14 protein-coding genes are annotated in these 13,187 nt (G+C 57.5%); 3 read left to right on the top strand and 11 right to left on the bottom strand.

Translation table 11 applies throughout. The features are described 5' to 3' along the window. Positions 1-13: 13 nt before the first annotated feature. A complete protein-coding gene (locus tag QD461_RS20020) occupies positions 14-367 on the top strand; it encodes a hypothetical protein (RefSeq protein ID WP_414089320.1) in 354 nt (117 codons plus the stop codon). A 209-nt stretch (positions 368-576) separates the two neighbouring features. On the opposite strand, the gene QD461_RS20015 is transcribed toward QD461_RS20020, so the two are convergent. The 8 genes from QD461_RS20015 to QD461_RS19980 form a co-directional block, all read right to left on the bottom strand. Further along, positions 577-762 (bottom strand): hypothetical protein, encoded by a 186-nt coding sequence (locus QD461_RS20015; protein ID WP_414089319.1) that lies wholly within the window; start codon positions 760-762, stop codon positions 577-579. A 516-nt stretch (positions 763-1,278) separates the two neighbouring features. Beyond that, complete coding sequence (locus QD461_RS20010) at positions 1,279-2,169, bottom strand: LysR family transcriptional regulator (RefSeq protein ID WP_414089318.1); 891 nt, start codon at positions 2,167-2,169, stop codon at positions 1,279-1,281. Between the two features lie 48 nt (positions 2,170-2,217). After that, entirely contained in the window at positions 2,218-3,501 is a 1,284-nt protein-coding gene (locus QD461_RS20005; RefSeq protein WP_414089317.1) for an NAD(P)/FAD-dependent oxidoreductase, read from the bottom strand. A 382-nt stretch (positions 3,502-3,883) separates the two neighbouring features. Next, on the bottom strand, positions 3,884-4,840 hold the full coding sequence (locus tag QD461_RS20000; RefSeq protein ID WP_414089316.1) for a bile acid:sodium symporter family protein: 957 nt from the start codon (positions 4,838-4,840) through the stop codon (positions 3,884-3,886). A 154-nt stretch (positions 4,841-4,994) separates the two neighbouring features. Further along, the gene (locus tag QD461_RS19995) at positions 4,995-5,963 is read right to left on the bottom strand and encodes a threonine ammonia-lyase (protein ID WP_414089315.1); all 969 of its coding nucleotides are present in this window, start codon (positions 5,961-5,963) and stop codon (positions 4,995-4,997) included. Between the two features lie 194 nt (positions 5,964-6,157). Then, positions 6,158-6,610 (bottom strand): MarR family winged helix-turn-helix transcriptional regulator, encoded by a 453-nt coding sequence (locus QD461_RS19990; protein ID WP_414089314.1) that lies wholly within the window; start codon positions 6,608-6,610, stop codon positions 6,158-6,160. Positions 6,611-6,619: 9 nt separating this feature from the next. Next, on the bottom strand, positions 6,620-7,408 hold the full coding sequence (locus QD461_RS19985) for an alpha/beta fold hydrolase (RefSeq protein WP_414089313.1): 789 nt from the start codon (positions 7,406-7,408) through the stop codon (positions 6,620-6,622). Positions 7,409-7,691: 283 nt separating this feature from the next. Then, positions 7,692-8,177, bottom strand: coding sequence for a MerR family transcriptional regulator (locus QD461_RS19980; protein ID WP_414089312.1), 486 nt, complete (start codon positions 8,175-8,177; stop codon positions 7,692-7,694). Between the two features lie 82 nt (positions 8,178-8,259). Here QD461_RS19980 and QD461_RS19975 point away from each other — a divergent pair, with 82 nt between their 5' ends. Then, positions 8,260-9,504, top strand: a complete 1,245-nt coding sequence (locus QD461_RS19975; RefSeq protein ID WP_414089311.1) for an NADH:flavin oxidoreductase/NADH oxidase family protein — start codon at positions 8,260-8,262, stop codon at positions 9,502-9,504. A gap of 94 nt (positions 9,505-9,598) precedes the next feature. Here the strand turns inward: QD461_RS19975 and QD461_RS19970 are convergent, their stop codons facing one another. Continuing rightward, a complete protein-coding gene (locus tag QD461_RS19970) occupies positions 9,599-10,729 on the bottom strand; it encodes a helix-turn-helix domain-containing protein (protein ID WP_414089310.1) in 1,131 nt (376 codons plus the stop codon). 516 nt (positions 10,730-11,245) lie between these two features. Here QD461_RS19970 and QD461_RS19965 point away from each other — a divergent pair. After that, the gene (locus tag QD461_RS19965; RefSeq protein WP_184711090.1) at positions 11,246-11,566 is read left to right on the top strand and encodes a hypothetical protein; all 321 of its coding nucleotides are present in this window, start codon (positions 11,246-11,248) and stop codon (positions 11,564-11,566) included. A gap of 132 nt (positions 11,567-11,698) precedes the next feature. Here QD461_RS19965 and QD461_RS19960 read toward each other — a convergent pair whose 3' ends face one another. Next, positions 11,699-12,199 (bottom strand): DUF995 domain-containing protein, encoded by a 501-nt coding sequence (locus QD461_RS19960; RefSeq protein ID WP_414089309.1) that lies wholly within the window; start codon positions 12,197-12,199, stop codon positions 11,699-11,701. A gap of 30 nt (positions 12,200-12,229) precedes the next feature. Continuing rightward, positions 12,230-13,174, bottom strand: a complete 945-nt coding sequence (locus QD461_RS19955; protein ID WP_414089308.1) for a glycoside hydrolase family 26 protein — start codon at positions 13,172-13,174, stop codon at positions 12,230-12,232. Positions 13,175-13,187 lie beyond the last annotated feature (13 nt).

The following is a 13,187-nucleotide window of genomic DNA, read 5'->3' as shown; positions in this document are numbered from 1 at the left end:
CCGGAGAAAGACGATGAGTGAACTCGACCCCGACCTAGAGGAGAAGATCGACTCGACCTTCCGCAATGGCTCGTTGACGGCCGCCGGGATCATTCTCGGCTTCTCGCTAAACTTCATCGGCCGCTGGCTATCCAACCCAAACGATTGGAGCCGCATCGACATTGTCCCGATGATATTGCTGACGGTCGGTATCTCCATCCAGGTCAAGGTGATGGCTGATCTGCTTGCGCGCGATTCCCTTATCGCAGCAAAATACGACCGCTCGCGGCGGTTGTTTCTGATCGGTCTTGTCTTCGTTGCCGCAGGGGTCGGGGTTGCTTTGCTGAACGATATTTTAGGCTTGGGCACGATGCAGATGTTGGGCTGATTTGCCGGATTGGGCAGTTTGCTCGACTGGGAAGACTGCCGCTCGGCCATAACCCGTCGCCAAATCGATGCTTGCGAAGCGCCTTGGCTGAGAGCCTGGGGCGAAGCGGATCTGCGACGGAAAAGCGGTACGGCCACAGCCGATCATCTCAGCTATGGCCGTGCCGCCCCGTCAAAAATGCGATCAACGGAAAGAATGCGGATGGGGTGTTAGCGGCAGACGCGCTCCTTGCGGACGACCCAATGGCCGTGAACCTTGTGTTTTACCGTCTTCACGACGCAGTCGTTGCGGTGATGGTGATGGTGATGGCGATGGAACGGAGCCGCCTGAGACGGCGTGCTGACGGCGACGATCGAAGCTAGAGCGATGGCGGAAGCGAGAAATAGGTTTTTCATGTTGAGCCTCGTAAACATTGGGGGTGATGCTGCGTGTTTGCGCATGACTTTGATGCCTGAATCCGGCTTAATCGAAAATGAATAGCACCCTAACATTTTTGTAATGTGGAGGCGCTTTGGGGCGTCTCTATCCTCGGTCCTGATATATCCAGGGCCGTTTTGATGGAGAGCCGGACATGCTCAGGTCGATCATGGTTTCGGTGAGGTTTCGCGCTGCGTCCCATCTAACCGATCCATCGTTGCTACCCATCCAATGTGGTGATCCGAGACGCGTTTTCAGCCAGGAAATGGCAGGCGATTCTGGCCTTTTGTCCCGTTCGTGGGGATGTCGTTTTCCATGCGTCTACTGATGACATAGGAGGCGATGATGCCGTGCTTGATTACGCGGTAGAGTGTCAATCACGGTTATTGCCGGCCTTCGCGTCATGCCAGCACGTATGTCGATACCAAGCATATAGACGGAGCGCTCGTTCATTCGCCATCTGCCGTTCAGCAGATTGATTAGACAAGGTTAGTTCAGCGCCCGCATTCTTTGAGCAACCATTGGCGGAAGGCGGCGAGCGGAGGATGGGTTTCGCGATCCTTCGGCCATGCGAGGTAGTAGGATTCCGAGCTTTTCATCGGGAGGTCCATTGCGGCGACAAGGCGACCTGTCGCGAGCTCTTCTTCGATGAGGAACTCCGGCAGCAGGGCGACACCCAGGCCAACCATTGCCGCCTGTGCGGCAGTGGCGAACTGATCGAAGAGCATGCCGTGGACGGCATCCGAGGGAACACCGTTAAGTTCCATCCATCTCTCCCAGGCGTCGGGGCGGGTGGTGAGGTGGAGCAGGGGTGCCTTGCGGATATCGGCGGCTTCGCCGAAGCGATATTCGTCGCGTATCTGCGGACTGCAAGCCGGAATAACCGTCTCGTCTCGCAGCAGGGCCAATTCGCCGCCCGGCCAGTGGGCTGCTCCGAAGTGGATCGCTGCGTCGACCGGTTCCAGTCGGAAGTCGAAAATGCTGAACCGGGTTACGAGATTGACGGTAATTCCCGGGTTGGTCGAAAGGAAACGCGGCAGCCGCGGCGCGAGCCAGCGTGTTCCGAAGGTCGGCAGAATGGCTAGCGTCAGCATTCCTCCATGCGGGTTTGCCCGCAGATTGAGCGATGCCGTGCTTATCTTGCGCAGCGCATCGCGGATTTCGCGAACATAGGCGTCGCCGCCGACGGTGAGGCGGATGGTCTGGCGCTCCCGATGGAACAACTCGACGCCGAGTTGCTCCTCGAGAGCCTTGATCTGGCGGCTGACGGCGCTCTGCGTAAGGTCCAGCTCCTTGGCCGCTGCGGTCACACTTCCGGTCCTTGCTGCAGCCTCGAATGCCGCGAGGAGTGACAGCGAGGGAAGAAAGCGGCGCGGCACTTGCATGGGCTGTGGTTCCTTCAAAAAGACGTTGCCGGACCGACTCCGCCGTTGTCAGAACCGTTCCGTGGCAAGATGCGCAATCTGCGCCCCGGCTTCGTAGTAGGATTCTTGTAGCACTCTGATGCGGGGCGTTTCCAGCTTCGACGACGGAAGCGGCATGTTCTCCAGGCCGATATCGCCGGAAACAAAGGCTGCCAGCGTCTTTCCAAAGGTTGTTCCAGGTGCAATGCCGCGACCGTTGAAGCCCGAAAAGCCAACGATGTTCTCGTCGAATTCGTGAAAGCGGGGCACGGCGTCCGAAGTCATGCCGATCTTGCCAAACCATGCTGCCTCGAACTCGATATTGGCAAGCTGCGGGAAAATGCGCGACATCGCGCGCTTGGCCCATGCGGTGTGGACGGCATGGCCGCCATTGCGCAGTGCACCGACGCTTCCAAAAACCAGCCGACCCTTTCGGTCCATGCGGAACGACGACAGGATTTCCTTGGTATCCCAGCATCCTTCCAGACCCGGCAGGATCGATGCCCGAAGATTGGCAGGCAATGGCGGAGTTGCAAGGTTGAAATAGGGCAAGTGGACTTGCTCTCGCCGGACGGACGCCCACGGGCCGACCGAGTAGGCGTCAGTTGCAACAATGACCCATTTTCCGCTCAAGGAGCCGCGTTTGGATGAGATCTTCCAGCTCGCGCCCCTCCGTTCGGTCCGAAGAGCGGGGCTGTTGGTGAAGATGCGCACGTGGTTTTGGATGGCAGCCTTTGCCAGGCCTCTCACATAGGCAAGTGGCTGGATGGTGCCTGCCCTTGGATCGAACAATGAGGCTGCATAGGCCGGGGAGCCGACGCGCCGCTGCGTCTCCTTGATGTCGAGCAGCTCCAAAGGAGCACCGCGTGCCGTCCATTGGCGATGGCGTTCGCGAAGTTCGCTGACGCCTGCATCGCCGACCGCCAGATGAAGGGTCCCGTTCCTTTCCAGTTCGCAGTCGATCTCATATTTGTCGACGACGTCCCGAACGAGGAGGGGCGCATCGCCGAGAAGCCGCAATGCGCGCTCTCCATGTTGTGCACCCAAGACCTTCGGAATGTCGTCAGGCATGACCCACATGCCGCCATTGACCAGACCGACATTCCGCCCCGCAGCTCCGAAGCCGACTTCGGTCGCCTCCATCACCGCCACATCGACGCCGCGCTCGGCAAGATGGAGTGCGGTGGACAGACCACAAAAGCCTGCGCCGACAACCACGACGTCGGCGGTCAAGTCACCGGCAAGTTGACCAGTTTCGGGGGCGGCGGGCGCCGTAAGTTCCCAAAGGCCGTGGGAGCGCGGATCGTTTAACATTAGTTTCATTCCCCAATGACAATACCGCCGACGTTAGCGCCCGCATCTGCGGACCAGTATCGACGGTTTCGTCAGACATCTTGACGTTTTGGAATGACTCGATTGTGATCAACTTCGAGGTTTCATGCAGAAAATTTTGGCGGCGGATTTGTGAAGCCGCGAACGGGCCATACCGGTCTCATGTGATCGAAACCGGCAAATTCGACAGCATGTGGCGAGTAGTTCTCGGCTTCCGTCGAAGGGCAAGCCTCCTCTTATCGCGTGGATGTAGATTGAAATGACATTGCGCGCGCCCGGGCGAGGAGCAATCGTCGCCTCGTCTCAGACCGAAAGGGAATGAGCTTCCAAAAGCGATGGAGGCTTTACGCCCTGCTTAACTCAGTCATTCGATAACGATGGACTTCTCCTCGCCGTCATCCTCACGACCGGAGAAGTAGTTGGCGATCAAGGCGCCTGAAATATTGTGCCAGACGCTGAAGATTGCGCTCGGGACAGCTGCGAGCGGCGAAAAATACGTCGTCGCAAGTGCGGCGCCCAACCCGCTGTTTTGCATCCCGACCTCGATCGCGAGCGCCTTGCGCTTGTAGAGATTGAGGCCGAACGCCTTTGCGGCAAAAAAGCCGAGGAGATAGCCGAGGCCGTTATGCAGGACGACGACTGCGAAGATGAGCAGGCCGGACTGGGCGATCGCCCCCTTGCTGACGCCAACGACCGCCGCAACGATCAGAACGATGCCAACGACGCTGAGGAGAGGAAGGATCGGGGTCGCGGTCCGGACCAGGCGGGGCAACAGCTTCTGGGCGAGAAAGCCGAGCGCCAGCGGCAGGATGATGACCTGCAGGATGCCAAGGAACATGGCCCATGCATTGACCGGCAAATACTGGCTAGCAAACATCCAGACGAGAAAGGGGGTGACGACCGGGGCGGCGAGTGTGGTGACGCTGGTGCAGGCAACGCTGAGCGCCACATCTCCCTTGGCGAGATAGGTCATGACATTGCTCGACGTACCGCCCGGGCAGCAGCCGACGAGAATGACACCGGCGGCGACTTCCGGCGGCATGGGAATGATGCGTGTCAGCAAGAGGGCAAGCGCCGGCATGATGACGAAATGGGCAACAACCCCGATGGCGACTTCCACCGGCCTCCTGCTGAGTTCCCTAAAATCGTCAAGCGAGATCGTTAGCCCCATTCCGAACATGATGATGCCGAGCAGGATGACGATATAGGGCGCGACCTGCTTGAAGACGTCGGGAAAAAGGAAACCGAGAACGGCAAACAGGATGACCCATAAGGCAAACGTCTTGCCGACGAAGGCCGAGAATGATGCGAGCGCTTTCACGATGATCTCCTCAGAGCTGGATATTGCCCCTTAGTCCTCGTGTTGTGCGTGTCAAGCGCACCTCCGGCCCAAAGCGTTCGCAGAGCGTTGTCGTGCGTGGACCGGGTCGAACGTCACAAACGAAGCATTTCGCCGTCATGCCCAATTTTCGTGATCATTGCTTGTGCAAGGAAGCGATCCATTTCTGCCTGTCTTCAGAGGAAATGTTCCCGCCACAGACGATCAGCCCGATGGTCGCGTCCGATGGAAGTTGCGGCGCAATTTTCTGGGCTGCGGCGACAAGGGCGCCCGAAGCGAGCTCGACCCATTGCTTACCATCCTCTCCAAATGAAACCATCCCTTCGACAGCGTCGCGATCGGAGACAACAACCATTTCTTCGACATAGGCTTGCGCGTGGCGAAGCATCAGCTCGCTCACCATCGGAACTCCGAGAGTAGAGATAATGGAACTGACTTCGATCTCCATCGGCTTTCCAAGCCGCAGGGCTTGATCCATTGAATTTGCTCCGGCGGTCTCCACGCCCCAGATGCGAATATGCGGCTTTTGTTTTTTCAAAGCAGTAGCAACTCCCGCCAGCATCGCACCGCCGCCGACGGCAACGAACACATCGGTCAGTTGCGGGCAGTCTTCGATAAATTCCAGTGCGAGGGTGCCGTGCCCTTCTGCGATCGTGGTGTCGGCGCAGTCGTCGAGCACCACATATCCCTGCCTTGCCAAGTCTTCCGCTTGTGCAAACGCTTCGTTTACATTGCTTGCCACGATGACCGAAACGCCAAGCGAGCGAATTTTTGCAATCGACGAGGCAGGCGCCGACTGGGGCATGACGATCGTAACATCGGCGCCGAGCTTGCTGGAGGCCTCTGCGACCGCGATCCCGAAATTGCCGCCGCTGACCGCAACAAAGCGCTTCAAAGACAACTCTGCCTGGAGGCTCGCGAACTTGTTCAGGACTCCACGTGCCTTGAATGAGCCGCCGATCTGGGTGTTCTCCAGTTTCAGATAGATCGGCCGCTGGATTTTGGCAGACAGGCCGGGGCTCAGAATGGTGGCGGTTCGAATGATCGCTCTGCCAAGCCGGGCTGCGGCGGCATTTATGGAAGTCAGTTCAATCAGATAATTCATTTCGACCAATGATCAGTGAGGGTGGAACAAGTGGAGTATCATAATCTTTTGACTTCACGCCGGCGTGTCGGCCGTCGAGAATTCGGGTATCATTATCGGCAAGCGGCCGGCTGGTTTTAAGCATCGCGAGATGGTCGACGGGATTGGCGCGGAATACACAAGCGCGGATGCCCTCCAGGATTGTACCGCGAAGATTAGGGCTCGTCTGAGTCCTTAGCTTCGATGCGCTCGGACACATTGCGCATCAACTCCAGCGCGTCAAGCAGCCGCTCTCGTGAAAGGCCCTCGCTTGTCTCATCGGCCCATCGATGCTGTCGGGGAGCGATGCGTGTGATTGCGGATCGTCCCCGTTCGGTGATCTCGATCAATTTCGCGCGTTTGTGAGCCGGATTGTTGCGGTACTCCAACATTCCATCGGCGACGAGAACATCGGCCAGTCGCTGCACGCTTTGACGTGCCAAGCCCATTTTCCGGGCAATGTCTGCGACCGTGCCTGGTCCCTCGATCACGGCGCCGATGACCTGCCATCGAGCCACTGTCAGCCCTACCGGGACAGCGATACCTTCCGCCGCTTTCAGGAAATTTCCGTTAAGGCGGAAGACGGCCAGAACCAGTTCCGTAAGCGCGTCGCCTTCAGGTGTTCGCATTTCGCCCTCTCAAGCTTCCGACCGCTTCGCCAATTTCCTGAGGTTCTCGGCGATCAACTCGGGCCTTTCAATCTGGAGCCAATGGCCTGTGTCGTGGGCTACCACATGGGGAATGCGCGGGCGGAGCGCATAGAGCGCGCTCGGACCATCGGTCGCATCGGCACCCACGATGAACAACGGCCCCTGATAGGTATCAAGTGCCTCTCCGGCACGCCATTCGGCCACCGCCTTGCCAACGCCTGCTCGTGATTCCGGTGTCGTTGCTTCGGCATCAACAAGAACTCGCGCTCGAACTGCTTCATCGGGACCTGTTATGGTTGAATAGTATTGTTTGAGGAACGCAAGGCTGTCCGGGCCGCTTAGCCCCGCGACTATTGCCGCCATTACCTCTTGAGGGACGCCACTTGGGTCCGTTACGGGATCGATGAGGAGTAGCCCTCGCACGCGCTCCGGATGAGAGCCGGCCAAGGCCAACGCTGCGGCACCACCGCCGCTATGCGCGACGACGAGGAAGCGATCCCATTCGAGCGTGTTGACGACTGCAAGCGCATCCTCGGCGCGCGCTGGGAAACTATAATCCCGGTCTGCAGCCGGTGCCGAATGGCCATGCCCCCGAAAATCGAGTGCGCATGTTTCGAATTCTGGGGAAATCAGATCGATGACTTCGCGCCATTGATCGGAGCGGCCGCAATCCGCATGGAGAAAAAGGACGCGAGGGCCCGCGCCAGATAGGTAAACTGCAAGTTCTCCCTGCGGACCTGCAATCTTTTCTCTCGATATCAAAGCGTTAGCATGCATGGCGGCCTCCTTGAAAAGCGTGACGTCAAAGTGCCTAATTGACAGCATGCTGTCAATATCAAAATGAAGCGTGAGTGTCTTGCATCCCTCGAAGTACATCACTCCCGTCGTGTCCGCATTCCGAGCGATGAAGGTGTCGCCAGGTAGTGGGCGACGTTGAAACGGTGTGGTGGAGGCCTTCCCCGGGGAGGCCTATCGGCTCTCTGTCCGAAGTTTGCGGGGAAACACGATAATCGAGAGGATTGAGTGGTTGCGCCGTCCAAAGACGTGCGCAAATGCGCGTCTAGCGTTCTTTGGTTGACGGTCGCTGACTGGTCTTGCCGAAGCGCTTGGTGCCGTGGGTGATTGCGATCGGCACCTCGACCTCTCGGCCGAGAACACCCGACAAGACCCTTTGCGCGTTGGTGGCACAGTCGATGTCTCCCGGTTTCGCTTTGATATCGCCGATGAGCGCAACGAGCTGCGTCTTGGTTTGGGCGAGCTTCACTTCGAGCGCCTCGATATCAGTTATCTTACGCTGAAGCGCCTCCAGAAGAGCCTCGTGATTCCACTGCTTGAGATCCGGTGGCAGAAGCAGCCGGATTTCATCAAGGCTGAAACCCGCCCTCTGCGCCGTCGTGATCAACTCAAGCATCAAAGCCGCTTCCGGCGGATAACTCCGGTAGCCATTCGGTCTGCGTTCGACAACCTTCAGCAGGCCGGCACTTTCGTAGAAGCGGATCCGCGACGCAGTAAGACCGGTACGTTTCGCCAGTTCTCCAATATTCATACAAATCCTCGTGAAATTTGGCATTGACCTTAAAGTTAACTCAAAGGTTATGGTGTGCGCAAATGGTTTTAGGAGCACACTCATGTCCCTGTTTTCACCGCTGGCGCTGCCCAATGGCGCCATTGTCCCAAACCGTATCGCGAAGGCTGCCATGGAGGAGAACATGGCCGACGACGACCATGCGCCCTCCGCAGAACTGCTGCGCCTTTATCGGGCATGGGCGAAAGGAGGCGCCGGATTGATCATTACCGGAAACGTTATGGTCGATGCTCGGGCGATGACCGGACCCGGTGGTGTCGTGCTTGAAGACGATCGGTATCTCGATCGCTTCAAGGCCTGGGCCGCGGTAGGACGCTCCCGTAGCGCACAGATGTGGATGCAGATCAATCATCCGGGGCGACAGATGCCGGCGGCGCTCGGACAGGAGACCTTGGCACCCTCGGCGATCTCCCTGGATATCGGCGCCCTGTCGAGGCAATTTCCGATGCCGCGCGCCATGACGGTTGCCGATATAGCCGACGTGGAAGATCGTTTCGTCCGGACGGCTCTTTTGGCGGAGCGGGCCGGCTTTACCGGGGTCGAGATACATGCCGCGCATGGATATCTCGTCAGCCAATTTCTCTCGCCACTGACCAATCGTCGCACGGATCGATGGGGCGGGAGCCTGGAGAACCGAGCGCGGCTGCTGCTCGATATTGTCAGCGCGGTGCGGGCCGCGGTTGCGCCGGGATTTGTCGTGGCGGTTAAGCTCAACTCCGCCGATTTCCAGCGTGGAGGCTTTTCGCCAGATGATGCGCGGTCCGTTGTCGCGATGCTTGGCGCTCTTGGTGTCGACATGGTCGAGCTTTCCGGCGGCAGCTATGAAGCGCCGGCAATGATGGGGTCGGCACGAGACGAGCGGACGCTTGCCAGGGAGGCGTATTTCCTCGAATTTGCGCGCGATATCCTGAACGTTGCCGCCATGCCGCTGATGGTGACAGGTGGCATAAGGCGACGTGAGGTGGCCGAGCATGTCGTCGACAGCGGCATTGCAATGGCGGGCATTGCTACAGCGCTTGCAATCGAGCCCGATCTGCCTCGCAATTGGCAGCGTGGCCTGCAAGGGGTTCCGCAACTCAGGCCGATCACCTGGAAGAACAAGCCTCTTGCCGCCTCGGCACATATGGCCGCGGTCAAATATCAACTCGTGCGTCTCAGCCGACAGCGCCGTACAGCCCCCGGCGTTTTGCCGGGTTGGGCGCTTGTTCTGTCGCAAGCGAAGGCGAAATGCCGCACAAGGCAGTACCGCCGATGGATGGATGCGCGGAGAGCTCTCTCTGGAGCGTAGAAACAGGCGACTAACGGCTATGGTCCAGTCAGATCCACTCTCTTATCGCGGCAGGATGCATGGCCTTGCGACACGGAGCAGGTCGTGGCGTGCGTCAAAGGCCAAGCGTGTTGAGCCAGCCGTCAAAGGTGGGCGTCTCCGTCATCGATCTTAGATGTTCCGTCTTGCGCTCTCCGGAGTGTCTGCGGACCTCACTGGGGCTGTAACCGAATTCATGGGTGAAAGCTCTGCTGAAATTGGCTGCGGATTCGAAACCGAGGTCTTTGGCGATATCCGCAATCTTGTGGCCGTTGCTCATGTCGGCAAGTGCGGCGCGCGCCGCCAGGAGCCGTCTCCTGCGTATATAGTTCAAGACGCCGCCCGATGCTTGGAACAGCTCGTAGAGCTTGGTTCGAGAGATTGCCAATTCACGGCTTACTGCCTCGGGAGTGAGGTCCGACGATCCAATGCTGCTCTGGATGAAGCGGCGAGCCTTGGCCATCAGGCCGATTTCGGAGCTGCGATCGCCGTTCATGTTGCCGTTCACCAGCGGCGCCACGCTATGGAAGATCATTTCTTCAAGCTGTTGGCGCACGCCATGCAAATCATCTTTCTTCAACCGGCTGAGATTGGCTTCAAGAAATGAAACGTAGTTGGAGACGAGCTTGACGCGCGCACCGCCGAGCACAATGTTGTTGCTGGTGCCGGGCAAGCCGCCATGGTCGGCAAAAAGATCGCAGGGCATTATGAGCGTGACCGATTTCGCGCCTAGGGTTCGACCATAGAAAGGGCAGCCAAGCGCGCGGATCTCCATCATGCCGGGTTCGTTTTCGACGACATACCCGTTGACGCTGGTCCATGTCTTGCCCGTTCGCAGGAACGTGACTTGCCAATGATCTATGGCGCTGAAGCGCACTTTACCGGCTGAGCGTTCATAGCGGAAAGGAGCTGCTTCCTGCTGTATGAGCAGGACCCCCTCAAGATTCCATATGGTTTGCTTTGCTGTAAAGCCATCACCTGGTCGGGCCGTCTCGGGCAGACGCGCATCCACCAGCGGCGCTATATGGTCTCGCCAGGCAGAAAATTGATGGGCTGGCGCTGCATGGGAGGTGCAAAACGACAGCGAGGCCAACTCCTCTCTGTCCGCGATTGTTTCATAGAATGGGGCCTGCACCGTTCTCGGCCATCGGCGTCTTTCGACAAAGTTTGACTGTTCGGAAGCAGACTCGATTTTAGTCCGCGTCATCGCGTTGGCCTTTCGACGGGGCATTCAGAGTCGATGGTTGACGAGATGCTCGTGCGGCGCAAATGCCTGACGAAATCTCTCCCGGTGCGGGCTCCCTGAGCTCGGGCAAAGACGCTCGAAAACCTACCTCGAACGGATAATGTCGGTCTCTAATATCGCGCATATACGCGAAAAGTCGCAAAACAGCCCGATTTTGCGTCCATCCGACCGCCCGGAGACTGGTGGATAGGCGTAAAGGAAGCCACTGTATCGTATCTTGAAAAGCGAATTCCTGTTTGAGGGGTGGGTTAGCGAATAAGCCAAAGAAGTCTGTGGATGCCTGGCCGAGGGCTCTAGGCAATTCTTTAATATCGCGACAAACTAACAGCACTGCAGACAGCATTGTTGCAGGTCCCCGCCAGTATTCTGGAGGGGAAATTATGCCGCTTTCGTTAATATTTTCAAGATATTTATAGAAAGCGCTTAAACATTTTCTTCCAGACTCCGCAACACAAAGTCATCAAGGAGACTAGTCTTATGGGTTTTACCCAAAAATCCCGGAAAATTTGCCTTAAAAATCACCGAATTGGATTTGTTGCATCTGCAATATTTGCAGTTGTGGCTTCAATATCTTCTCCCATGAGTGCAAATTCTGCTGAAGCCACTCATGCAAAGAACAAGACTGTTCAGCTGTATATGAAGAAGTATGAGAAGAACAATGTCGTCTTCTATAGTGGAAATTCGATTTCCAAGACGACTACGGTTTCTTCGGAGGATTACTTCAAGGGCTCTCCTTACATTTGCACGCCAAGCGGTTTCGGACAGACCTCGCATTGCCGCAACCGCAGCCTGTTCTGAGATGAGCAGGGTTATGTCGCGCATTATTCCTGAAAAAGAATAGGGGCATTGCACGGATGGCGGCTCGACTGAACAGGTGAGACGCAGGCCGCACCGCTATCGGATGCAATAGCCCCTATCAGACATTAGACTTCAATTGGGCAGATGTTTGCGGACATAATCGCCCAACCGCAGTTTCAGAACCTCGTCATCATGTTTTGTTGGGTTATGACGGAACACGTACCATTTTCCGTCTGATGCTCGCTTCTGATAGATGATCCCGGCTTTCTCGCGATGCAGGAAGCAGGAAACATTGGGTGCAGCGCTTGTCTTGCTGTACCAGACCGCACTCATGCAGAGCCTTCCACGATCTGTCGCATACCAAGTACCTTTTGCGTAAGATCTTCGGGAGCCGGTGTGTGACCAAGCCGTAAAGCGGCTATGGTGACGAGAGAAATAACCAGCACCTTCCTTCCATATCCAGGAGCGCCCTGAGTAGAGCTTTCTAAGTTCCGCGGCGCTCATCGGAGCGGCCTTAATAGCCGCTCGCGTCGTCATTCTGTCGACCTGTCGCTGCGTTGCGGCATCCGCGGTGCCGGCGGAAACCAGCACCGACAGCAACACATTGATGATGGTGAAGCGGACTGAAGACATTTGCTTCTCCTCAACCTTTCATCGCAACGATCAGTTTAACAGCGGGCTGGCAACGCGCCAGTCCGGTCGGCCAAGGCCATAGGGCCAGGGATAGACTTCGCGGTCGTTGAAGTAGACGACAGCTTGCAGGTCAGGGAACTGGCTATGGGGTTTGTTCGCTTCTTCGGCCCAACCGCGCGTGTAGGCCTCATTCCCCTGATAGCCCAGTTCGGCGATGACGATGGGCTTCTTGAAACGCTTGACGCGATCGTATCCGGGTTTGGTTGCCTCAACGAAGGTCGAATCCCGGCCCAGCGTGCGCTGATCGAACGGTTGGTAGCCGAAGACCGACAAGCCGACGACATCCACGAATGAATCGCCCGGATAATAGGCTTCGAGCCCTTCTTTACCCATCGGAGACCACATGTATTTCGCCGTCGGTAGGCTCTTGCGGCACACGGTTACAGCGTGCCTGTAAGCCTTTACATAGTCCTCCGCTTTCCAGTACGCCCAGGTGAATTGCCCATTCTTCTCGTCCATTTCGTGGGCCCAGCGGATGGTAACAGGCGTCTTGAGCTTGGCGGCCTCCGAGCAGATCGCCGTCATGTTGGCATCGTAGTGACCGGCCAGAATCCCATTGAGCAGATCGGTCGGTGTGACACGCCAATTGCGCGCCCAAGACCATGGCTCGATGGTAATCAGCAACGAACGGCCGCGTTTGTGCGCATAGTCATCCGCCGTCTTCAAGGTCGACAGATCGACATCTTCCCAAGGCAGAAAGAGATGCTCGATCTTCGGGTTCGGATCATTGGAGAAGTCGCCGTTCGGATCGTAGGCACCTCCTGGTAGCGATTGCGGTGTGAGAATCGGCCTCTTGTCGTTGAACAGCGGCCGGGTATCGGCTCTTGCCTCAAGGCCTCCGCTGGCGGCGTATACCCCTCCGCAAAGGACGCCGGTCGCAAGCAAAGCAGTTGTCAGTTTCGATAAGGTTTTCATGTCATTGCCTCCT

Origin of the sequence: Rhizobium sp. BR 314, from assembly GCF_047445805.1 — a bacterium.
In the GTDB taxonomy this organism is placed as follows: domain Bacteria; phylum Pseudomonadota; class Alphaproteobacteria; order Rhizobiales; family Rhizobiaceae; genus Rhizobium; species Rhizobium lusitanum_B.
The sequence above is the reverse complement of the archived record's forward strand: the minus strand, read 5'-3'. Positions and strand labels throughout refer to the sequence as shown.